General features: G+C 74.0%; 15 protein-coding genes and 1 tRNA gene. 10 read left to right on the top strand and 6 right to left on the bottom strand.

What is annotated here, in order from left to right; translation table 11 throughout:
* Positions 1–4: 4 nt before the first annotated feature.
* From IE329_RS19805 to IE329_RS19775, 7 genes are all read left to right on the top strand, one after another.
* The gene (locus IE329_RS19805; RefSeq protein ID WP_190212269.1) at positions 5–2,629 is read left to right on the top strand and encodes a serine/threonine-protein kinase; all 2,625 of its coding nucleotides are present in this window, start codon (positions 5–7) and stop codon (positions 2,627–2,629) included.
* 3 nt (positions 2,630–2,632) lie between these two features.
* The gene (locus IE329_RS19800; RefSeq protein ID WP_190212268.1) at positions 2,633–3,964 is read left to right on the top strand and encodes a PP2C family serine/threonine-protein phosphatase; all 1,332 of its coding nucleotides are present in this window, start codon (positions 2,633–2,635) and stop codon (positions 3,962–3,964) included.
* Positions 3,965–4,078: 114 nt separating this feature from the next.
* Positions 4,079–5,431 (top strand): VWA domain-containing protein, encoded by a 1,353-nt coding sequence (locus IE329_RS19795; protein ID WP_190212267.1) that lies wholly within the window; start codon positions 4,079–4,081, stop codon positions 5,429–5,431.
* 58 nt (positions 5,432–5,489) lie between these two features.
* On the top strand, positions 5,490–6,758 hold the full coding sequence (locus IE329_RS19790; protein ID WP_190212266.1) for an FHA domain-containing protein: 1,269 nt from the start codon (positions 5,490–5,492) through the stop codon (positions 6,756–6,758).
* Positions 6,759–6,921: 163 nt separating this feature from the next.
* Complete coding sequence (locus IE329_RS19785; RefSeq protein ID WP_190212265.1) at positions 6,922–7,839, top strand: ABC transporter ATP-binding protein; 918 nt, start codon at positions 6,922–6,924, stop codon at positions 7,837–7,839.
* On the top strand, positions 7,836–9,035 hold the full coding sequence (locus IE329_RS19780) for an ABC transporter permease (RefSeq protein WP_229927604.1): 1,200 nt from the start codon (positions 7,836–7,838) through the stop codon (positions 9,033–9,035). Before IE329_RS19785 ends, IE329_RS19780 begins: the two co-directional genes overlap by 4 nt.
* A gap of 145 nt (positions 9,036–9,180) precedes the next feature.
* A complete protein-coding gene (locus IE329_RS19775) occupies positions 9,181–9,582 on the top strand; it encodes a globin (protein WP_190212264.1) in 402 nt (133 codons plus the stop codon).
* Positions 9,583–9,641: 59 nt separating this feature from the next.
* On the opposite strand, the gene IE329_RS19770 is transcribed toward IE329_RS19775, so the two are convergent.
* The 5 genes from IE329_RS19770 to IE329_RS19750 form a co-directional block, all read right to left on the bottom strand.
* Positions 9,642–10,451, bottom strand: a complete 810-nt coding sequence (locus IE329_RS19770) for a hypothetical protein (protein WP_190212263.1) — start codon at positions 10,449–10,451, stop codon at positions 9,642–9,644.
* Positions 10,452–10,836: 385 nt separating this feature from the next.
* A complete protein-coding gene (locus IE329_RS19765) occupies positions 10,837–11,286 on the bottom strand; it encodes an acyl-CoA thioesterase (protein ID WP_073928979.1) in 450 nt (149 codons plus the stop codon).
* A 123-nt stretch (positions 11,287–11,409) separates the two neighbouring features.
* Positions 11,410–13,074: an energy-dependent translational throttle protein EttA gene (ettA, locus tag IE329_RS19760; RefSeq protein WP_190212262.1), complete on the bottom strand. Its 1,665-nt coding sequence runs from the start codon at positions 13,072–13,074 to the stop codon at positions 11,410–11,412.
* Positions 13,075–13,517: 443 nt separating this feature from the next.
* Positions 13,518–14,942, bottom strand: a complete 1,425-nt coding sequence (locus tag IE329_RS19755) for a Cys-Gln thioester bond-forming surface protein (RefSeq protein WP_190212261.1) — start codon at positions 14,940–14,942, stop codon at positions 13,518–13,520.
* Between the two features lie 346 nt (positions 14,943–15,288).
* A complete protein-coding gene (locus IE329_RS19750; RefSeq protein WP_190212260.1) occupies positions 15,289–15,930 on the bottom strand; it encodes a single-stranded DNA-binding protein in 642 nt (213 codons plus the stop codon).
* 741 nt (positions 15,931–16,671) lie between these two features.
* Between IE329_RS19750 and IE329_RS19745 the strand changes: the two genes are divergently transcribed.
* Positions 16,672–16,744, top strand: a tRNA-Arg gene (locus IE329_RS19745).
* A 235-nt stretch (positions 16,745–16,979) separates the two neighbouring features.
* Here IE329_RS19745 and IE329_RS19740 read toward each other — a convergent pair.
* The gene (locus tag IE329_RS19740; RefSeq protein WP_229927609.1) at positions 16,980–18,395 is read right to left on the bottom strand and encodes an MFS transporter; all 1,416 of its coding nucleotides are present in this window, start codon (positions 18,393–18,395) and stop codon (positions 16,980–16,982) included.
* Between the two features lie 331 nt (positions 18,396–18,726).
* Here IE329_RS19740 and IE329_RS19735 point away from each other — a divergent pair, with 331 nt between their 5' ends.
* Both IE329_RS19735 and IE329_RS19730 read left to right on the top strand, forming a co-directional pair.
* Positions 18,727–19,395 (top strand): TetR family transcriptional regulator, encoded by a 669-nt coding sequence (locus IE329_RS19735; RefSeq protein WP_190212258.1) that lies wholly within the window; start codon positions 18,727–18,729, stop codon positions 19,393–19,395.
* 164 nt (positions 19,396–19,559) lie between these two features.
* Positions 19,560–20,369 carry an enoyl-CoA hydratase/isomerase family protein gene (locus tag IE329_RS19730; protein WP_190212257.1) on the top strand — a complete coding sequence of 270 codons (810 nt, stop codon included), beginning with the start codon at positions 19,560–19,562 and terminating at the stop codon, positions 20,367–20,369.
* Positions 20,370–20,457: the final 88 nt, after the last annotated feature.

Here is a 20,457-nt window from a genome sequence, read left to right as displayed (position 1 = left end):
TTTCATGAGCGAGGCGTGTGCACGACCGGACTGCACCGGCGACGGGACCATCGACGAGGACGGCTACTGCACCGAGTGCGGGCTGGCCCCGGCCGGCACCGTCGTCGCGCCGGCCACCGGCACCACGACGGGCGGCACCGCCGGTGCCCGGACGGGCGGCGGCGGACCGGGCTCCCCGTGCGCGCACGACTGCCCGGGGACGGTCGACCCGGACGGCTACTGCGACGAGTGCGGGCTCGCGGCCGAGGCCGGCACCGGCCTGACCCAGCCGCACCTGCCCTCCGCCCGGCTCGCCCCGGACTCCTCGCGCTCGCTCCGCTCCACCCGCACCGGCTCGGCCCGCTCGATGTCCGGCCGCTCGCGCTCGCACCGCTCCACCCGCACCGGCAGCGGCCGGTCCCTGTCGGTGCGCAGCGGCCGGGGCAGCACCGGCACCGTCAGCCGCGGCCGGCTCGGCGCCGGGCTGGTGACCGTCCCGACGGTGCCCCCGCCGGACCCGGCCGCGGCCGTGCTGGCCAACCCCGAGGTGCCGGAGCGCAAGCGGTACTGCAGCAAGTGCGAGGCGCCGGTGGGCCGGGAGAAGAACGGCCGCCCGGGCCGTCCGGAGGGGTTCTGCACCAAGTGCGGCACGCCGTACTCGTTCACGCCCAAGCTGGCCCGGGGCGACCTGGTCGGCGGCCAGTACGAGGTGGTGGGCTGCCTGGCGCACGGCGGGCTCGGCTGGATCTACCTGGCCGTGGACCGCCGGGTGAACGACAAGTGGGTGGTCCTCAAGGGCCTGCTGGACACCGGCGACGAGGACGCGCTGGCGGTCGCCGTCGCCGAGCGCCGGTTCCTGGCCGAGGTGGACCACCCGAACATCGTCCGGATCATCAACTTCGCCGAGCACCCGGACCTGCGGACGGGCTCCACCGACGGCTACATCGTCATGGAGTACATCGGCGGCAAGTCGCTCAAGGACATCGCGAACGAGCGCCGCACCCCCGACGGGCGGCGCGACCCGCTGCCGGTGGAGCAGGCGATCGCGTACGCGCTGGAGGCGCTGCCCGCGCTGGGCTACCTGCACAGCCGGGGCCTGGTGTACTGCGACTTCAAGATCGACAACGTGATCCAGAGCGAGGACTCGCTCAAGATCATCGACATGGGCGCCGTCCGCCGCCTCGACGACGACGGGCCGATCTACGGCACCATCGGCTACCAGGCCCCCGAGATCGCCACCGACGGGCCCACCCCCGCCTCCGACCTCTACACCGTGGCCCGCACCCTGGCCGTGCTGAGCTTCGACTTCCAGGGCTACAGCACCACCTACCGGGAGGAACTGCCCGGCCCCGAGGACGTCCCGCTCTTCGCCGAGTACGAGTCCTACTACCGCTTCCTGGTCCGCGCCACCGACCCCGACCCGGCCCGCCGGTTCTCCTCCGCCGAGGAGATGGCCGACCAGCTGACCGGCGTCCTGCGCGAGATCCTCGCCCTCAAGGACGGCCGGCCCCGGCCCGCGCTGTCCACCCTCTTCGGTCCCGAACTCCGGGTGGTCGACACCCAGCTGGTGACCGGCAGCGCCGTGGCCGGCGCCCCCGCCGCGAACGGTCCGGCCGCCGCCCCGGCGGCGGTGCCCACCCCCGGCCCGGCCACCGTCCCGGCCCCGACCACCGGCGGGCCGCGGGTCGCCGTCCTCGACCCGGCAGCCGCCGCCCTCGCCCTGCCGGTGCCCCGGGTCGACCCGGGCGACCCCAACGCCGGCTTCCTCGCCGCCCTGGTCGGCACCGCCCCCGACGAGGCGCTCGCCGCGCTGGACGGCGCCCCCGCCGAATCCCTCGAACGCACCCTGCGCGAGCTGCGCGCCCACCTCGAACTCGGGCAGCCGCACGGCGCGCGGGCGACCCTCACCGCCCTGGAGAACGACCACCAGGGCGACTGGCGGGTGCTCTGGTACCGCGGCCTGACCGCCCTCACCGCCGCCTCCGCGGCGGACACCGGAGCGGCCGGCGCCGACGGCCGGAAGGCCCGCACCGAACAGCTGGAGGCTGCGGCCGAGGCCTTCGACGCGCTGTACGACGCCTTCCCCGGCGAGGCGGCGCCCAAGCTGGGCCTGGCCGTCTGCGCCGAACTCCTCGGCAACGGGGACGACGCCGCCGAGTTCCACCGCCTGGTGTGGAGCACCGACCACGCCTACGTCAGCGCCGCCTTCGGCCTGGCCCGGGTCCGGCTCGCGGCCGGCGACCGGCCCGGCGCGGTCCGGGCCCTGGAGTCCGTGCCCGCCACCTCCAGCCACTTCACCGCCGCCCGGGTCGGCGCCGTCCGGGCCCGGCTGCGCGAGCGGCCCGCCACCGACCCGCTCGGCCCGGACCTCGACGCCTGCTCCGAACAGCTCGGCCGGCTCGGCCTGGACGACCGCCGCCACGAGGAGCTGGCCGTCGAGGTGCTCGACGCCGCCCTCGGCTGGGCGCTCGCCGGACGGCCCGGAGCCTCCGGCACGCCCACGGTGCTGGGACAACCCGTCTCCGAGCGGGAACTGCGCTTCGCCCTGGAACACTCCTACCGGGTACTCGCCCGGTTGGCCGACCGGGCGCAGACCAGGATCGAGATGGTGGAACGGGCCAACCGGACCCGCCCCAGGACGTGGGTGTAAGCAATGCAGCAGACCGACTGCCCGAGCTGTTCCGAACCGCTTGACCCGGAGGACGCCTTCTGCGGGAGCTGCGGCGCCGGCCGCGACGAACCCGTGCCGGTGGCCGCCTCCCTGCCCGGCAGCTGGGTGGCCGACGACCGGGCGGGCACCGCCCCGACCGCACCGCCCGCGCCCCGCAGCGGCGGGCCCGGCATCGCCCACGGCCTCGTCTGCACGCACTGCGGCGCCGCCCAGGTCGCCACCGACGGCTACTGCGAGGACTGCGGCGGTGCCCAGCCGCGTCCGCGCGACCACATGGAGAAGGTGCTCGCGGGCGTGGCCGGGGTCAGTGACCGCGGCGTGCGCCACCACCGCAACGAGGACTCCTTCACCGTCGCCGCCACCTCGCTGCCCGGCGGCGCGCCCGCCGTGGTGGCCGTGGTCTGCGACGGCGTCTCCTCCTCCGACCGGCCCGACGAGGCCTCGGAGACCGCCGTCGACAGCGCCTCCGAATCGCTGCTGACCGCACTGGAGCGCGGCGTGGACCCGGGCGCCGCGATGCGCGCGGCGATCGCCGACGCCGCCCGCGCGGTGGCCGCGCTGGCCGAGGACGGCGCCTCCCCCGCCCGTCCCGACATCAACGCGCCCGCCTGCACCTACGTCAGCGCGATCGCCGCCAACGGCCGGATCACCATCGGCTGGGTCGGCGACACCCGGGCCTACTGGATCCCGGACGACCGGGTGTCCGCCGAACCGTTCCGGCTCACCCAGGACGACTCCTGGGCCGCCCGGATGGTCGAGGCCGGACTGATGGGCGAGGCCGAGGCGTACGCCGACCCGCGGGCGCACGCGATCACCGGCTGGCTCGGCGCCGACGCCGAGGAGGTGGTCCCGCACACCCTCGACTTCACCCCGCACGTCCCCGGCGTGCTGCTGATCTGCACCGACGGGCTGTGGAACTACGCCGAGGCGGCCACCGACCTCGCCCACGTCGTCCGCACCGACGCCCGGACGGAGCCGCTGGCCGCCGCCCGGACCCTGGTGCAGTTCGCGATCCAGGCCGGCGGCCACGACAACATCACCGTCGCCGTGCTGCCGGTGCTGCCCGCCACCGACCTGGCGGGCACCGCCCGGCCGGACGAACGCACCGCCACCCTGCTCGACCTGCCGGTGATCGGCGCCGGGCCGGCGGCGGCCGGCGGGCCGGAGTACGACCCGCACGACGAGACCCTGCCGGACCTGCCGGTGATCGGCTCGCCCCGGGCGCCGTTGCCGCCGCTGCCGCCGCACCCCCCGGCCGCGCCGCCCGCCCCGGCCGCCGTACCCGCGCCGCCGGACCACCCGCCGGCCCGCTGACGCCGGAGCCGGCCGGCCCGCCGTACCCGCGCCGCCGGACCACCCGCCGGTGGTCCGCCGCCGCACCCCCGACCGTCCCTGCCCATCCTGACCATCCGACAGGAGCCCACGGCCATGGCAAGTCTGGCGAAGTCGAATCTGCCCAGGTTCGACGTGGACATCTTCCAGAACGAGTACCTCGCGGACGGCGCCCGCGAGGTGAACGCGATCGTCACGGTGACCGCGACCGGCGGCGGCACCTCCGGCGGCCGCCCGCTGCCGACCGACGCCACCGCGCCCGGCGCGCCGGCGCAGTCCTCGGCCGTGGTCATCCTGGTCGACTGCTCGGGCTCGATGGAGTACCCCGCCACCAAGATGCGCGGCGCCCGGGAGGCCACCGCCGCCGCTGTCGACACCGTCCGGGACGGCGTCGCCTTCGCGGTGGTGGCCGGCACCCACGAGGCCAAGGAGGTCTACCCGGGCGACGGCGGCCTCGCCGTCGCCGGGCCGGCCACCCGGGCCGCCGCCAAGGAGTCGCTGCGCCGCCTCACCTCCGGCGGCGGCACGGCCATGGGCACCTGGCTGGCCAAGGCCGACCGGCTCTTCCTCAGCCGGCGCGACATCGCGCTCCGACACGCGATCCTGCTAACCGACGGCAAGAACGAGCACGAGTCCGCCGCCGACCTCGACCGGGCGATAGCCCAGGTCACCGGCCACTTCACCGCCGACTGCCGGGGCGTGGGCACCGACTGGCGGGTGGACGAGCTGCGGAAGATCTCCTCCGCCCTGCTCGGCTCGGTGGACATCGTCGCGGAGCCCTCCGGCCTGGTGGACGACTTCCGCTCGATGATGGAGAACGCGATGGGCAAGCAGGTCGCGGACGTCGCCCTGCGGGTCTGGACGCCGGCCAACGCGGTGGTGAAGTTCGTCAAGCAGGTCGCGCCCAGCATGGAGGACCTCAGCGGGCGCCGCACCGAGGCCGGACCGCGGGCCGGCGACTACCCGACCGGCTCCTGGGGGGACGAGAGCCGCGACTACCACGTCTGCATCGAGGTCCCGGCCGCCGGCGTCGGCAACGTGATGCTCGCCGCCCGGATCAGCCTGGTGCTGCCGCAGCCCGGCGAAGCCTCGCCCGAGGTCCTCTCGCAGGGCCTGGTCAAGGCCGTCTGGACGGACGACCTGGCCTCCTCCACCCGGATCAGCCCGCAGGTCGCCCACTACACCGGCCAGGCGGAGCTCGCCTCGTCCATCCAGGAGGGCCTGGAGGCCCAGCGCGCGGGCGACTTCACCAGGGCCACCGCGAAGCTCGGCGCGGCCGTCCGGATCGCACACGCGACCGGCAACGACGGCACGTTCAAGCTGCTGCAGAAGGTGGTGGACGTGGTGGATCCCAAGGAGGGTACGGTTCGGTTCCGTAAGGACGTGAGCGAGGCCGACTCCAAGACCCTGGAGACCCGGTCCACGAAGACCGTGCGCGTCAAGAAGTGACCCGGGCCGACACCCGGACGGAAGCGGCCCCAACAGGCTGGAAACGAGGGGGGACCTGATGCCGATCTGCCCGAGGGGCCACGAGTCGCAGGCCGAGGACTGGTGCGACTTCTGCGGCTTCCCGATGACACCACCACCGGGGGTGCCGGTGCCCGGCGCGCCCGCGGCCGGGCACCTCGCGCCCGGCCACCCCGCGCCCGGCCAGGTGCCGCCCGGCCCGGCCGCGCCGCCGCAGGCCCAGGGCTTCCCGGACGTCACCGAGGGGCTGGTGGTCTGCCCGATCTGCCGCAGCCCGCAGACCGGCCGGTACTGCGAGGAGTGCGGGTACGACTACGACCTCTCCTCCCCCTCGCGCCGCCAGCCGCCCGCGCCGGCCTCCGGGCACCTCGCGCCCCCGCCGCCGGCCGCGCCGCTGAACATCCCCGCCGCGTACGGCGGCCCGCAGCCGCCGCAGCAGCCCGCGCAGGGCGGCGGCCAGGGCGGCTACGGCTACCCCCAGCCCGCGCCCGGCGGCCAGGGCGGCGGCCAGGGCGGTTACGGCTACCCGCCGCAGGCGCCGGGCCCCTACGAGCAGCAGGCCCCGCAGCAGCCGTCGCACAGCGGCGGCCAGGGCGGTGGCCAGGGCGGTTACGGCTACCCCCAGCCGGCCCCCGGCGGGTACGAGCAGGCGCCCCGGCAGGCCCCGCAGCAGCCCGCGCCCGGCGGCTACGAGCAGGCCCCGTACGAGCAGCAGCGGTACGAGCAGCCCCAGCAGTTCGAGCAGCCGTACGAGCAGCCGGACGGCCGCCAGGGCACCGGCCCGGTCTACGCCCAGCAGGGGCCGACCGCGCAGGGCGAGGAGTTCGGCACCTCGTTCCAGCTGGCCCCGCCGCTGGCCGGCCCCGGGCCGGACGGCGCGGCGCCGCAGGAGCCCCAGCGCACCACCTGGCTGGCGGTGGTCTCGGCCGACCGCGACTACTTCACCGACATGATGGCGCGCAGCGGCCCGGAGGCGGCCGGCCTGTTCTTCCCGCCGTACTGCCCCGAGCGGCGGATCCCGCTGACCGGGCGCGGCCAGCTGCGGATCGGCCGGCGCAGCCAGCACCGCGGCACCGTGCCGGAGATCGACCTGTCGGTGCCGCCGGAGGACCCGGGCGCCTCGCACCAGCACGCGCTGCTCGCCGAGCAGGAGGACGGCAGCTGGGTGCTGGTGGACCAGGACTCGACCAACGGCACCACGGTCAACGGCGGCGCGGAGTCGATCGCGCCGCACACCGCGGTGCCGCTGAACGACGGTGACCGCATCCACGTCGGGGCGTGGACCACGATCACCCTGCACCGGGCCTGACGTCCGGAGCGGACGGCGGTACGCGGTCGGGGCGCCCCGCACGGGGCGACGGGGCATCAGTTCCCGTCGCCCCCGTGATCGTTCCCCGTTCAAGTAAAATGATCTTCAAAATAATCGAACGGCAGCCGTCCGCCGACTGGACCTTCCTCTAAGGTCAGGGCACATGACTGCAGCTATCACCGCCGACGGCATACGTCAGCGGTACGGGGATGTCCAGGCTGTCGACGGGGTGTCACTCACCGTCGAGACTGGCGAGTTCTACGGAATTCTTGGGCCCAACGGGGCCGGCAAGACCACCACTCTGGAGATCCTGGAGGGGATCCGGAAGCCCGACGAGGGCCGGATCGAGCTGCTGGGGATGGCACCCTGGCCGCGCAACCGCGACCTGCTGCCGCGCATCGGCGTGCAGTTCCAGGCCTCGGCGTTCTTCAACAAGCTGACCGCGCGGGAGACCATCCGCACGTTCGCCTCGTTCTACGGCGTCGGGCCCAAGCGGGCCGACGCCATGCTGGAGCGGGTCGGCCTGACCGACTCCGCCTCCGTGATGACCGACAAGATGTCCGGCGGCCAGGCCCAGCGCCTCTCCATCGCCTGCGCGCTGGCCCACGACCCGGAGCTGGTCTTCCTCGACGAGCCCACCACCGGTCTCGACCCGCAGGCCCGCCGCAACCTCTGGGACCTGCTGCGCGACATCAACGGCGAGGGCCGCACCGTCGTCCTCACCACCCACTACCTGGACGAGGCCGAGATCCTCTGCGACCGCGTCTCGGTGATGGACCACGGCAAGGTGCTGAAGACCGGCACCCCCGCCGCGCTGGTGCGCGAGATCGACGACACCGTCCGGGTCAGCGTCGAGTCCGGCCAGATCGGCCTCGGCAGCGTCCGGGAGCTGCTCGCCGCGGCCGGCGCCGAGACCGCCTCGGTCGAGGACGACGGCGCCACGCTCGCCATCGCCACCCGCGCCCCCGCCCCGGTGCTCTCCGTGCTCGCCGAGCAGGGAGCCCTGCGCGGCCTGGAAGTACGCGGCGCCACCCTGGAGGACGTCTTCCTCCAGCTCACCGGACGGGAGTACCGCGCATGAGCGCCGAACGCAGCGACGCCGTGAGCGAGCCGGGCACCGGGGCGCAGGCCGCCGAGGCACCGGCCGTCCCCGCCCAGCGGACCACCGGCGGACCGGCCGGGACGGGCGGGGCCGCCCCCAAGGAGCGGGCCAGCGCGTTCCTCAGCCTGTCCAGGGTGATGATCGTGTCGTTCCTCCGGGACCGGACGGCGGTGTTCTTCGTCCTCGTCTTCCCGCTGATGTTCCTGCTGCTCTTCGGCACCCTGCTGAAGGGCGCCGGCAGCCCGCACGCCAAGGTCGCCCAGGTCGGGGCGGTGCAGGTGCTGGACGCCGTCCAGGGCGAGGGCCGGGCGGAGCTGGAGAAGGTCCTCACCATCACCAGGACCGACGACGCCGCCGACGCCCTGGCCAAGGTCCGCAAGGGCGACCTGGACGCCGTCGTCCAGCAGGGACCGGACGGCAAGGTCGAGCTGCGTTTCAGCGCCGCCGACCAGGTCCGGGCCGGCAGTGTGCAGGGCATCGTCAACTCGGTCGTGCAGCAGGCCAACCAGGCCGCCACCGGCCGGCCCCCCGCCTTCACCCTGGAAGCCGTCCAGGTCGAGGACAACTCGCTCAAGCCGATCCAGTTCCTCACCCCCGGCCTGCTCGGCTGGGCGGTGGCCACCGGCGCCGTCTTCGGGGCCTCGCTCACCCTGGTCTCCTGGCGGCAGAAGAAGGTGCTCCGCCGGCTGCGGCTGGCCCCGGTCAGCGCGGGCTCGATCATCCTCTCCCGGGTCTCGGTCAGCATCCTCACCGCGCTCGCCCAGACCACCGTCTTCCTGCTGGTCGCGACCACGCCCTACTTCGGGCTGAAGCTCACCGGGGACTGGTGGCTGATCGTGCCGCTGGTGGTCTGCGCCACCATCGCCTTCATGTCGATCGGCCTGCTGGCCGGCTCGCTGGCGAAGACCGAGGAGGCGGCGAACGGCATCTCGCAGATCATCGTGCTGCCGATGTCCTTCCTGTCCGGCTCGTTCTTCCCGATGGACGACGCACCGGCCTGGCTCCGGACCATCTCGGACGCGCTGCCGCTCAAGCACCTGGTCAGCGCCTCCCAGTCGGTGCTGACCCGCGGCGGCGGCCTGTCGGACGCCCTGCCGACGATGGGCGGGCTGCTGCTGTTCGCCGCCGCCCTGACCGCGATCGCCTCCCGCTTCTTCCGCTGGGAGGACGCCTGACCATGCGGCCCGCCGGCGCCCGCTGAGCACCCGCTCGGCGCGGCCGCCGGCCCCGACGGGCCCGTACCGGACGTCACGAAGTGTCGTGGGTCGTACGCCGAAAGTCCTGGTGTACGACCCACGCGCGGTCTGCGACCATGGTCAGGTGACTGAAATCGGGCGTGAAACACTCAGCGAGGAGACCTTTTTCGACTCGGTCGGCGGGGAGTCGACCTTCCGGCGGCTGGTGCACCGGTTCTACCAGGGCGTCGCCGAGGACGAGTTGCTGCGGCCGATGTACCCGGAGGACCTCGGCCCGGCCGAGGAGCGGTTCGCCCTCTTCCTGATCCAGTACTGGGGCGGCCCCCGCACGTACAGCGAGGAGCGCGGCCACCCCCGGCTGCGGATGCGGCACGTGCCGTTCAAGGTCGACCGCGCGGCGCACGACGCCTGGCTGCGGCACATGCGGACGGCGGTGGACGAACTCGCCCTGCCCGCCGACGCCGAGCGCCAGCTGTGGGACTACCTCACCTACGCGGCCGCCTCGATGATCAACAGCGCCGGCTGACCGGCTCGCCCGGACTTCCACCGCCCCCTCCGGCCCCGGCCGGCCAGGGGGCGGCTTCGTCAGCCCCGCAGCGGGCTCAGCCCGAGGCCCGCGCCCGGCGCCGCCGCCGTCCGCACCGCGACCGACCCGGCCGGCGCGCTCAGCCGCAGCCAGCTGCCGGCCCGGTGCACGGTGAGCCGCGAGTCCGGCTTCAGGAACCCGATCACGTACGAGGCGTGCGCGGCGCGCAGCGGCAGCTCCGGCACGGCGGAGAGCGGGCGGGACCAGATCTCGTCCGCCAGGGCGTCCAGCACCGCGCGGGTCCGGTGGTGCGCGGGCACCGCCTCGCTGCGCTGCTTGAACTCCCGGACACCCGCCATCAGCTCGGGGACCACCGCCACGGCGGGCGGCTCGGCGAGCAGCCGCCAGCCCGTCCGGGGCGGCAGCAGACCGGCCCAGGCCGGGCCGGTCACCGGCGCGGGGAGGCCGACGGCACCGGCGCCCTCGTCGATGTCGTCCAGCAGCCGGCCGGCCGAGACGGTCCGGTCCACCGGCGCGTGGGACCCGGCCAGCCGGGCGGTACGGACGGCGAGCGCGCCCGAACCGCCCAGCGGCAGCCGCCCGAAGACCGCGAGGACCCCCGCAGCACCCTCGGTGACGGTCTCGGCGCCGGTCTCGGCGCCGGCACGGGTGACGACCACGGGGGCGCCCTCCGGGGCGGCCGCGCCCTCGGGGTGCGCCGTGCCCCGGCCTCGGTCCTCCGCTCCCGTCCCGACCACCTGGAGGCGGACCGCCGCCGCCCGGTCGAAGCGCAGCAGGCGCACCAGGAAGGCGGCGAGGTCCGCGGCCTCCCCCGCGTCGGCGAGGACAAGACGGGTGGTGCTGGTCACGAGAGGCTCACTCAAGGTCGGCGGGGCGTCCGCGCCCCCGGCGCCGCGCGCCGCAGGGCGCCGGCACCGGACGCGGTCGGACGATCCCGGTGGTCGGACGGTCACGGCGGTCGGCGGCCCGGTCGGTCACGGCGGTCCGGCCCGCCGGGCGGACCGGTCCGGCGGCCGGCCCCTCGGGGCGCACCGACCGTCCGGGAGGGCCGGCGTCCATGGACGGCCGGTCCGCGCAGGCGGCCGGAGCGCGCGGGCAGGCGGAGCGCGCAGGCAGCCTGCGGGCCGGGCCCGCGAGCGGGTCACCGGCCGGCCCGGTGTCACCGGACCGCGACCGGGGCCCGCCGGGTGCCCGCCGTGCGGGCACGAGGGCAGGTCAGGGCGCGAGGGCAGATCAGGCCGCGACGGCGGCCACCGGCTCCTCGACGTCCATGAAACGGCTGAGGAACTCGCGCTCCACCGGGCTGATCCGGCGCGGCCGGGCCGCCGCCAGGTCGTAGGGCACGACCACGGTGGACGCCCGCACGTACACCGTTTCGGTGCCGTCCTCGGCGGTGTCCTTGACCTCGTAGGACACGGTCAGCGAAGCGCCGCCGATCTTGGTGACCCAGGTCTCGATGGTCACCGGCGTCGGGCGGTGCACCAGCGGACGCTTGTAGTCGATCTCGTGGCGGGCCACCACCGAACCGCCCGCGAACTCCCCGGCGCCGGCCTCGGCGGCCTGGGTGAACATGAAGTCGATCCGGGCCTCCTCCAGGTAGCGCAGGAAGACCACGTTGTTCACGTGTCCGAAGGCGTCCATGTCGGACCACCTCAGTGGGCAGGCGTAGATGTGGCGTGCCACAAGTGTTCTCCTCAAACTTCCGTTGCCCCGCCGGTCCCTTCCGAGACTACGGGCAGCGGCCCGGCAGACCGCCCTGAGGTCAGCCTGCCGGGCCGTTGTTGCGGCAGCGTTGCCGCGTGGCGATCAGCCCCGGGTCAGCTTCTTGTAGGTGGCCCGGTGCGGGCGGGCGGCGTCGGCGCCCAGCCGCTCGATCTTGTTCTTCTCGTACGAGTCGAAGTTGCCCTCGAACCAGAACCAGTTGCTGTCACCCTCGTAGGCGAGGATGTGGGTCGCGACCCGGTCCAGGAACCACCGGTCGTGAGAGATGACCACGGCGCAGCCGGGGAACTCCAGCAGGGCGTTCTCCAGCGAGGAGAGCGTCTCGACGTCGAGGTCGTTGGTCGGCTCGTCGAGGAGCAGCAGGTTGCCGCCCTGCTTGAGGGTGAGCGCCAGGTTCAGGCGGTTGCGCTCACCACCGGACAGGATGCCGGCCGGCTTCTGCTGGTCCGGGCCCTTGAAGCCGAACGCCGAGACGTACGCGCGGGACGGCATCTCGACCTGGCCGACGTTGATCCAGTCCAGCTCGTCGGAGACGACGGCCCACAGGGTCTTCTTCGGGTCGATGTTGGCGCGGCCCTGGTCGACGTAGCTGACCTTGACCGTCTCGCCGACCTTGATCGAGCCGCTGTCCGGCTGCTCCTCGCCGAGCAGCATCTTGAACAGGGTGGTCTTGCCGGCGCCGTTCGGGCCGATGACGCCCACGATGCCGTTGCGCGGCAGGGTGAAGCTCAGGTCGTCGATCAGGACCTTGTCGCCGAAGCCCTTGGAGAGGTTGTTGACCTCGACCACGATGTTGCCCAGGCGCGGGCCCGGCGGGATCTGGATCTCCTCGAAGTCCAGCTTCCGCATCTTGTCGGCCTCGGCCGCCATCTCCTCGTACCGCGCGAGGCGGGCCTTGGACTTGACCTGGCGGCCCTTGGCGTTGGAGCGGACCCACTCAAGCTCTTCCTTGAGCCGCTTGGCGCGCTTGGCGTCCTTCTGGCCCTCGACCTTGAGGCGGGACTGCTTGCTCTCCAGGTACGTGGAGTAGTTGCCCTCGTAGCCGATGGCGCGGCCGCGGTCGAGCTCCAGGATCCAGCCGGCCACGTTGTCCAGGAAGTACCGGTCGTGGGTGACGGCGACAACGGTGCCGGCGTACTTGGCCAGGTGCTGCTCCAACCAGTTCACCGACTCGGCGTCGAGGTGGTTGGTGGGCTCGTCGAGGAGCAGCAGGTCGGGGGCCTCCAGCAGCAGCTTGCAGAGCGCCACGCGGCGGCGCTCACCGCCGGAGAGCTTGGTGACCGGCCAGTCGCCGGGCGGGCAGCCCAGCGCGTCCATCGCCTGCTCCAGCTGGGCGTCGAGGTCCCAGGCGTTGGAGTGGTCCAGCTTCTCCTGGAGCTTGCCCATCTCGTCGAGGAGCTCGTCGGAGTAGTCGGTCGCCATCAGTTCGGCGATCTCGTTGAAGCGGTCGAGCTGGCCCTTGACCTCGCGCACGCCGTCCTGGACGTTCTCCAGGACGGTCTTGGTCTCGTCGAGCGGGGGCTCCTGGAGGAGCATGCCGACGGAGTAGCCGGGCGAGAGGTACGCCTCACCGTTGGAGGGCTGCTCCAGGCCGGCCATCATCTTCAGCACCGTGGACTTACCGGCGCCGTTGGGGCCAACGACACCGATCTTCGCCCCGGGGAGGAAGTTGAGCGTCACGTCGTCAAGGATGACCTTGTCGCCGTGGGCCTTGCGCAGCTTGCGCATGGTGTAGATGAATTCCGCCACGTGAGATCGCTCCGGCGTCGTCGGGAGTATTCGGCTTGCAGCCTTCCATTGTGCCGCACCGGGCCGGACCTCCCGAACGCCCGTCGTGACCGCCCTCCCCCGCCCGCAACCGGACCGACGCCCTCCGGGAGCGGATCCCCCCGCAGCGGTGCGACGGGAAGCGGAGCCCCGGACACGGCCCCGGCGTTGCCGGCCCGGACTTCGGCACGGCCTCGGCACGGAGGTCGGCACGGACGTCAGCAGGGGCATCGGCCCGGGCTCCGGCAGGGCCACGGCGCGGGCCGGGCGCCGGCCGACCCGGGCGCCGTGGCGGGCTCCGGCCCGGGGGTTCCGGGACGGGCCCGCAACGGCCGGTGGCCCGGCCCTCCACCTGTTCGTGGAGGACCGGGCCACCGGTCTGCTCACGGCTGCCCGCAGGCGGCCGCTGTTGCCTGGCGTGGGCCTCAGGCGGCGGTGCCGCTGTGGCGGCCACGGCGGCGCAGGACGAAGACGGCCGCGCCACCGGCGAGGACGAGGGCGCCCGCGACGCCGGCCAGCACCGGGGTGGCGCTGCTGCCACCCGTGGCGGCGAGACCGCCACCGGTGGTGGTGGCCGCCGGGCCGGTGGAGGTGCCGGTGCTCGGGGTGGTGCCGGTGCTCGGGGTGGCCGAGCCGCTGGTGGCCGGGGACGGCGAGGCCGACGGGGTCGGGACGGCGACCTTGCAGTCCAGGACGCCCTGGAACTGCTGGGCGAAGCCGTTCGGGCCGGTGACCTTGATGTCGTACGCGGTGTCCTCGGCGACCGGGACGGTGATCTTCTCGGCCTTGCCCGGCTGCACGGTGAGGGCCTTGCCCGGCTGGACGGTGACGGCGGCCGGCTGGTCACCGGTGTTGGTGACGGTCACCTCGACGCCGTTCTCGACGCAGTCCACCTTGGAGGTGGCCGCGAGCAGCGGGCCCTTCTCCTGGGTCCACTTGGCCTTGGCCGTGTCGGAGACGTTGACCTTCTCCGAGCCCGCCAGGATCATCGTCTGGCTGTGCTTGTCGGCGGTGTAGCCCTTGCTCAGGAAGACGCGGCCGCTCGGCACCACCGTGGAGACGGCGGCCGTCACCGAGGCGGAGCCGTCGGCCGTGCCGGCCGGGACGTCCAGGAAGAACTGGGTGTCCTTGGCGATCGGGCCCTTGAGCGAGGCGAGCGGCTTGCCGTCCTTGTCCACCACGGCGACGGTGGCGGGCCCGCCGGTCACCGAGAGCTTGACCTCGTCGGCGCTGCTGTTGACGGTGAACGGGCCGAGCTTGCCGCCGCTCTTCCCGGCCACGCTCTCGGGGGTGAGGCTGAGCGAGGGCTTCGGCTCGGCGGCGATCCCCTTGTTCTTGTCGCTCAGCAGGTACGCGGTGAGCGCGGCACCCTGCGGGTCGTCCGGGGTGGCCTTCTTCCCGTCGGAGAAGTGCCAGATGGCGGCCTGGGTGCCGGCGGCGGCGTCCTGCTCGGTGAACTCGCCGCTGATGCCGGCCGTCTTGGCCAGCGCGCCGAGGTCCTTGACGTGCGGGTAGGAGTTCTCCAGGATCCAGCGGATCTTCGCCGCCGCGTCCGTCTTGCCCTTGGCGCCGAGCGAGCTCGACTTCCAGTCGGCCTCCTGGTACTGCACCTTCGCGCTGGTGTCGACGCCGTGACCGAAGTCGATGCAGTACGTCTGGAGGAGCTCGCCGTCGGCGGTCTTGAGGGTGAAGAGGCCGCCGGCCACCTTGCCCTCGCCCTGGATGGTGATCTGGCCGCTGACCATCTTCTCCTGCAGGGTCGCGCTGACCCCCGCCCCGGGCCCGTCCGCCGCGGACGCCGCACCGGCCCCGAGGAGGCTTCCGCCGGCCACCAGGGTCGACGTGAGCATGACAGTAGCTATGCGGGGGAGAATCCGCCCCTGCCTGTGGAACATGTGTGATCCCTCCGGGCCGGGCCGTGCCGATCACAGCCCGCCTTGCATTGCCGCATCCCCTGAGACGCGACTGCACTTGTGTGAACCAGACGCATCCTATTGAGCCCTACCGGGCCGTAAACCAACGTGCTGAATCCGGACGATACCGTATCTGTATCGTTATCAGCCCGGCGATCACCAGCGCCGGCTGACGCCCCGCCAGAAAGTCGTCATGATTCGACCGATGCTCAGGATTGCGCCTTCGTTAGGTCAAGAAGTATCCCGATCGCCACACTTGGACGCAGTGGGGGGCACCGAACGGTCACACCGCAGCAACCTCCCCTTCGGTCACGGGACCGCCCGCGGACACCTCGGCCGCCGCCACCGACGCCCGCCTGGCATGCACCGCGGCGACGATCCAGTCCGGCACGGCGGGCTCCGCCAGGGCCTCCGCGATCGACCCCGGACCGCCGTCGGCGCCGGCTCCGGCCCCCGCCCCAGCACCCGCCCCGAGACCGCCACCGGGACCGCCGACGATCGGCCCGGCCGGCCCGCCGGGCACCGGCAGGCCCCCCGAACCGGCCCACTGCTGCTCGGACTTGCCCCGCACCGCCCACCGGAAGGCCGACGTCCCCCGGCTGAGGTCGTGCCCCACCGAACGGGCGTCGATCTCGACCCCGCTGCGCCGGCGCTCGCCCTCCTCCCACTCCCGGACCCGCAGCCGGCCGCTGACCACCACCGGGTCTCCCTTGCTCAGCGAACTCACCAGGTTGGCGGCCAGCCAGCGCCAGGCGACCACGGTGACCCAGTGGGTGTCCCCGTCCACCCACTCGCCCTTCACCCGGTCGTAGCGCCGCTCGGTGGCCACCAGGCGGAAGTTGGCCACCGGCACGCCGCCCGTCGTCTGCGCGTAGCTCACCACCGACGCGACATTGCCGACCATTGTCACCAGGGTCTCGTTCATGGAACACACTCCGTTCGCAGTGATGCACCGTACGGAATCGACCGGCGCGAGACGAGAGTGCCCTTCACCGAAAATCCTCACAAGACCGATCCGAAATCCTGTGGACAACTCGCGGTTGTGGAAAACCGCCGTCCCCCGGCGGAGTGAAATTCCCGGCCGGCGCACCCCGGCGGGAACTCTCCGCCGGTCCCTCCCCGAACCGGCCCGGCGCCCGTCCCCGGACGGTCCGCGCCGCGGGGCCCGGGGCCCACGCCAGTGGCATACCCACGCCGCCACCCCGCTCCCACCTGCGCGGTCATGACAACCGTCCGTACACTCCCGCGACCCGCGGGAGCCCCGATCGGGTGGCCGGGAAGGCTATCCACCCACGTCATCCGACCGAAGGAACCCGAATGCCGCCCCCCACCCGCGTCGATGGCGGCACTTTCTTCGCGCCGAATCCATAACGGGTGGGGCGACAGCCCCGTAACGACTGCACAACGTCCGGCGCCAGAGCCTCCCAGACCGCTGCACGCACGGTCTCCACCTGCGATTATCGGACCGCCCCACCGAAGCCGACACACCCGCGACGGTGTTGTCAGGCCCGGTGGAGGAACCGGGCACCCTTATCCTGTCCCCAACAGGGCAAGGGTTCCGCCAACCCCAACCGCACCCCCACGACGGGGCCGGGCGCCGGGCGCCGAAGGGCACTCGACATCCGATCCCGGCGACGGTCACGCCCTGTCCGGGTCGGCCCGTCACGCCCCCATAGCTCAGCGGATAGAGCACCCGCCTTCTAAGCGGTAGGTCGCAGGTTCGAATCCTGCTGGGGGCACTCACAGTGTCCGGCCTGGGACTTCATGCCCCCGACGGCGGCGTCCGGCCGACGGCGGCACCGCCCGGGACCACCCACCGGGGCCCCGGCCGTCAGGAACCACCGGCCAGGGAGCAGCCGCCAGGGACGGCCCGTCAGGCCCCGCCCGGAACGCCCGGCGGCGCGGGGCGGCCACCCGCACCACCCCGCGCCCGCCCGGAGACCGGCCCGTGTCCGGCCCGGTCTCGTCCGGCTGTCACCCGGTTTGTCCGACTCCCTTGCCGCCTGCGGCATTTGACCCGCTCGCCCGGTCCGCCGCCGGCCGCAGGCGGAGCGCCAGCAGCAGCGCGAGCACCATCAGCGCACCCGCCGAGACGAACACCACGTCGGCCGCGTGCACGAAGGACCGCACCGCGTGCGCATGCTCCGCGCCGGTCAGCGTGGCCACCGCGCCGAGCGGGGTACCGGGTTCGGCGTTCCCGAAGACCCGGGCCAGCATCGTGCCGAACAGCGCGGCGCCGAGCGCGCCGCCCAGGGTCTGGAAGAACCGGACACCGGTGGTGGCCACCCCCAGCTGGTGCGCCGGGGCGGCCCTCTGGACCACTCCGACGAGCTGGCCCACCAACTGGCCGAAGCCCACGCCCAGCAGGGCGAGCTCGGCCCGCACGATCCACAGCCCGGTGTCCGGCCCGCTCAGGCCGAGCAGCAGCAGCGCCAGGGCGGAGCAGCCGGCGCCGGCCACCAGGAAGGTCCGCGGTGCCCGGCCCCGTCGGGAGAGCCGGTTGACCAGGAGGCCGACGGAGGTCATCCCGGCCGCCATCGGGATCAGGAAGAGGCTGGCCGAGGTGGCGGCCACGCCCCGGGCGACCTGCAGGTACAGCATCACGTACACGACGGAGCCCGTCAGGCCCATCCCGACCAGGCCCTGCACCGCGAAGCCGGTCCGCAGGGCGGGGATCCGGAAAAGCGACAGGGGCAGCACCGGCTCCGCCGCAGTGGCCTGCCGCCGGAGGAAGAGCCCGAGCGCCGCCACTGTGCCGGCGCCGAGCGAGAGGACCGGCGCGGAGGTCCAGCCGTACTCCTTGCCGCCCCATTCGGTCACCAGCAGCAGGCCGGTGGCGAAGGCCGCGGCGAGGGTGGCCCCGAGGAGGTCGAGGCGGCCGCGGCCGGCCCGGTGCGGCAGGTCGAGCGCGAACGCGGCCCCCGCCAGGACGAACAGCCCCACCGGCAGGTTGACGTAGAAGATCCAGCGCCAGCCGAGGTGGTCCGCGAGCAACGCCCCGATCAGCGGCCCCACCGCCATGCCCGCACCGCCGATGATCCCGCCGATGCTGCCCCCGCCGCCCTCGTCCCCGGGCTCGCGCAGCTGGGCCATCACCACCATGGTGACGCTCATCAGCCCACCGCCGCCGATGCCCTGGACCGCCCGGAAGGCGATCAGCTGCTCCATCGACCCGGCCGCCCCGCAGAGCGCCGAGCCGGCCAGGAAGGTGGCCACCGCGCCGAGGAAGACCCGCTTGGCGCCGTACAGGTCGCAGAGCTTGCCGTAGAGCGGGAGCAGCGCGGTGGCCGCCAGCGCGAACGCGCTGACCAGCCAGGGCAGTCGGTCGACGCCGTGGACCGGGTCGAGGTCGCGGACGATCGGCACGGTGGCCGCCGACACGATGTTCATGTCGAGCACCGCCAGCAGGATGGTGACCAGGCAGATGAGCTTCGCGAGCCCGCGCCGGGCGGCCGGCGCCGGGGGCCCCGCCGACGCGGAGCCGGAGGACGGCAGGGCGGAGCCGGCCGGCACCGCGGCGGATGCGGATGCGGATGCGACGGCCGAGGCCGCGGCGGGTGTCGGTGGTACGGCGACAGGCATGGGAAGTCCCCCCGGTGCGATGGGCGTGTGGTTGCCGCCGGGGCCGGGCGGTCCGGGCGACGACGCCACCATGGCAGATATTTTTGTAGTCAGTCAATTCTTCGACTCGATAAATCTTTGATCCTGGTACAGTGACGCCATGCCGAAGACACCCGCCGCCACCCACCCGCCGGAGGAGCTGGGCCTGCGCGAGCGCAAGAAGCTGCAGACCGGCCGCAAGCTCTGGACCGTCGCCATCGGCCTCTTCGTGGAGCGCGGCTTCGACCAGGTGTCCGTCGCCGAGATCGCGGCCGCCGCCGAGGTCTCCAAGATGACCGTCTTCAACTACTTCCCGACCAAGGAGGACCTGGTCCTGCTGCCGATGGAGAAGCACACCGGGGAGGTCGCCGAGACGGTGCGCGACCGCCCGGCCGGCTGCTCCGCGGTGGCCGCCGTCCGCGACCAGTACCTGGCCGCCCTGGACGCGCAGGACCCGGCCTCCGGCCTCTGCGACCAGCAGGCGGTGCTCGACGTGCTGCGGCTGATCCGCGACACGCCGGCGCTGGCCCTGCGGGCCCGGGCCGCCTCCGTCCGCGCCGAGGAGCTGCTGGCGGCCGAGCTGCGCACCGCGAGCGGCGACGGGGACGACCTCACCGCCCGGCTCGCGGCCGCCCAACTGCTGGCCACCAGGAGGACCCTGGTGATGGCGAACCAGCGCCGGATGGTCGCGGGCGAACCGGCCGGGAGCGTCCTGCCCGAGGCCCGGGCGGATGCCCTGCGCGCCTTCGCGCTGGTCGAGCACGGCCTGGGCGACTACTGCGGCGGCTGACCGCCGCACCCCGCGGCCGGGCTGCGGGCGGCCCTCCGCCCGGACCGAGGGGCGGGCGGCCGGCACCCCGGCGCGTCCTCGGACCCGCCCTCCCGCCCGGCCCCGCCGGCCGCCCTGCGAGAGTGTGTCCGGTGCACGCAGACCCACTCCCCGCGGAGGCACCCATGACCGGATCACCGCTGCTCCACGGGCGCACCGCCCTCCCCGCCGGCGTCGACGGCCTACGGGCGTACACCGGCCCGGACGGCGTGGCGGTGCTGGTGCTGGACCGCCCGCACAAGCGCAACGCCCTGACCCTGGCGATCTGGCGGGCGCTGCCCGGGACCCTGGAGCTGATCGCAGAACAGCCCGGCGTACGCGCGCTGCTGGTCACCGGCGCCGGCGGCACCTTCAGCGCGGGCGCCGACATCGCCGAACTCTCCGAGGTGTACGGCGACGCGCGCCGGGCCGACGCCTACCACGAGGAGAACGTGGCCGCCGAGGAGGCGCTCGCGGCCTTCCCGCACCCGACCCTGGCGGTGGTGCACGGGGCCTGCGTCGGTGGCGGCTGCCAGCTGGCGGTCGCCTGCGATCTCCGGTTCGGCGCCCGGGACGCCCGGCTCGGGATCACCCCGGCCAAGCTCGGCGTGGTCTACCCGGCCGTCCCGACCCTCCGGCTGGCCCGGCTGCTGGGGCCGGCCAGGGCCAAGTACCTGCTGTTCTCAGGCGAGTTGGTGCCGGCCGCCCGGGCGGCCGAGATCGGCCTGCTGGACGAGGTCGTCGCCGGCGACGAACTCGACTCCCGCGCGCTGGAGTTCGCCGTCCTGCTCGGCAAGCGCTCGCCGCAGACCATCGGCGCCGTCAAGGCGGCCCTGGCCGGCCCGCCGGAGGAGGCCGCGGCCGCGATCGAGCCGTGGGCCCGCCGCTCCCGCGAGGCCCCCGACGTGCGGGAGGGACTGGCCGCCTTCCTGGAGCGGCGCGAGCCGCGCTTCTGACCGGCCCCCGGGGGGCCGGGAGCGAACGCGCACGAAGCCGTACGTCGTCCAACGAGCCGCCGTGGACCGGGGTCTGAGCGGTGAGCCG

Source organism: Kitasatospora indigofera (genome assembly GCF_014655955.1).
GTDB classification, from domain to species: Bacteria; Actinomycetota; Actinomycetes; order Streptomycetales; family Streptomycetaceae; genus Kitasatospora; species Kitasatospora indigofera.
Note: the sequence above shows the minus strand (reverse complement) of the source record. Positions and strands in the feature narration are given on the sequence as shown.

Excerpts from the sequence above, each read along its gene's own strand:
- IE329_RS19805 (WP_190212269.1), top strand. The coding sequence starts at position 5 with ATGAGCGAGGCGTGTGCACGACCGGACTGCACCGGCGACGGGACCATC.
- IE329_RS19800 (WP_190212268.1), top strand. The coding sequence starts at position 2,633 with ATGCAGCAGACCGACTGCCCGAGCTGTTCCGAACCGCTTGACCCGGAG.
- IE329_RS19795 (WP_190212267.1), top strand. The coding sequence starts at position 4,079 with ATGGCAAGTCTGGCGAAGTCGAATCTGCCCAGGTTCGACGTGGACATC.
- IE329_RS19790 (WP_190212266.1), top strand. The coding sequence starts at position 5,490 with ATGCCGATCTGCCCGAGGGGCCACGAGTCGCAGGCCGAGGACTGGTGC.
- IE329_RS19785 (WP_190212265.1), top strand. The coding sequence starts at position 6,922 with ATGACTGCAGCTATCACCGCCGACGGCATACGTCAGCGGTACGGGGAT.
- IE329_RS19780 (WP_229927604.1), top strand. The coding sequence starts at position 7,836 with ATGAGCGCCGAACGCAGCGACGCCGTGAGCGAGCCGGGCACCGGGGCG.
- IE329_RS19755 (WP_190212261.1), bottom strand. The coding sequence starts at position 14,942 with ATGCTCACGTCGACCCTGGTGGCCGGCGGAAGCCTCCTCGGGGCCGGT.
- IE329_RS19750 (WP_190212260.1), bottom strand. The coding sequence starts at position 15,930 with ATGAACGAGACCCTGGTGACAATGGTCGGCAATGTCGCGTCGGTGGTG.
- IE329_RS19740 (WP_229927609.1), bottom strand. The coding sequence starts at position 18,395 with ATGAACATCGTGTCGGCGGCCACCGTGCCGATCGTCCGCGACCTCGAC.
- IE329_RS19735 (WP_190212258.1), top strand. The coding sequence starts at position 18,727 with ATGCCGAAGACACCCGCCGCCACCCACCCGCCGGAGGAGCTGGGCCTG.
- IE329_RS19730 (WP_190212257.1), top strand. The coding sequence starts at position 19,560 with ATGACCGGATCACCGCTGCTCCACGGGCGCACCGCCCTCCCCGCCGGC.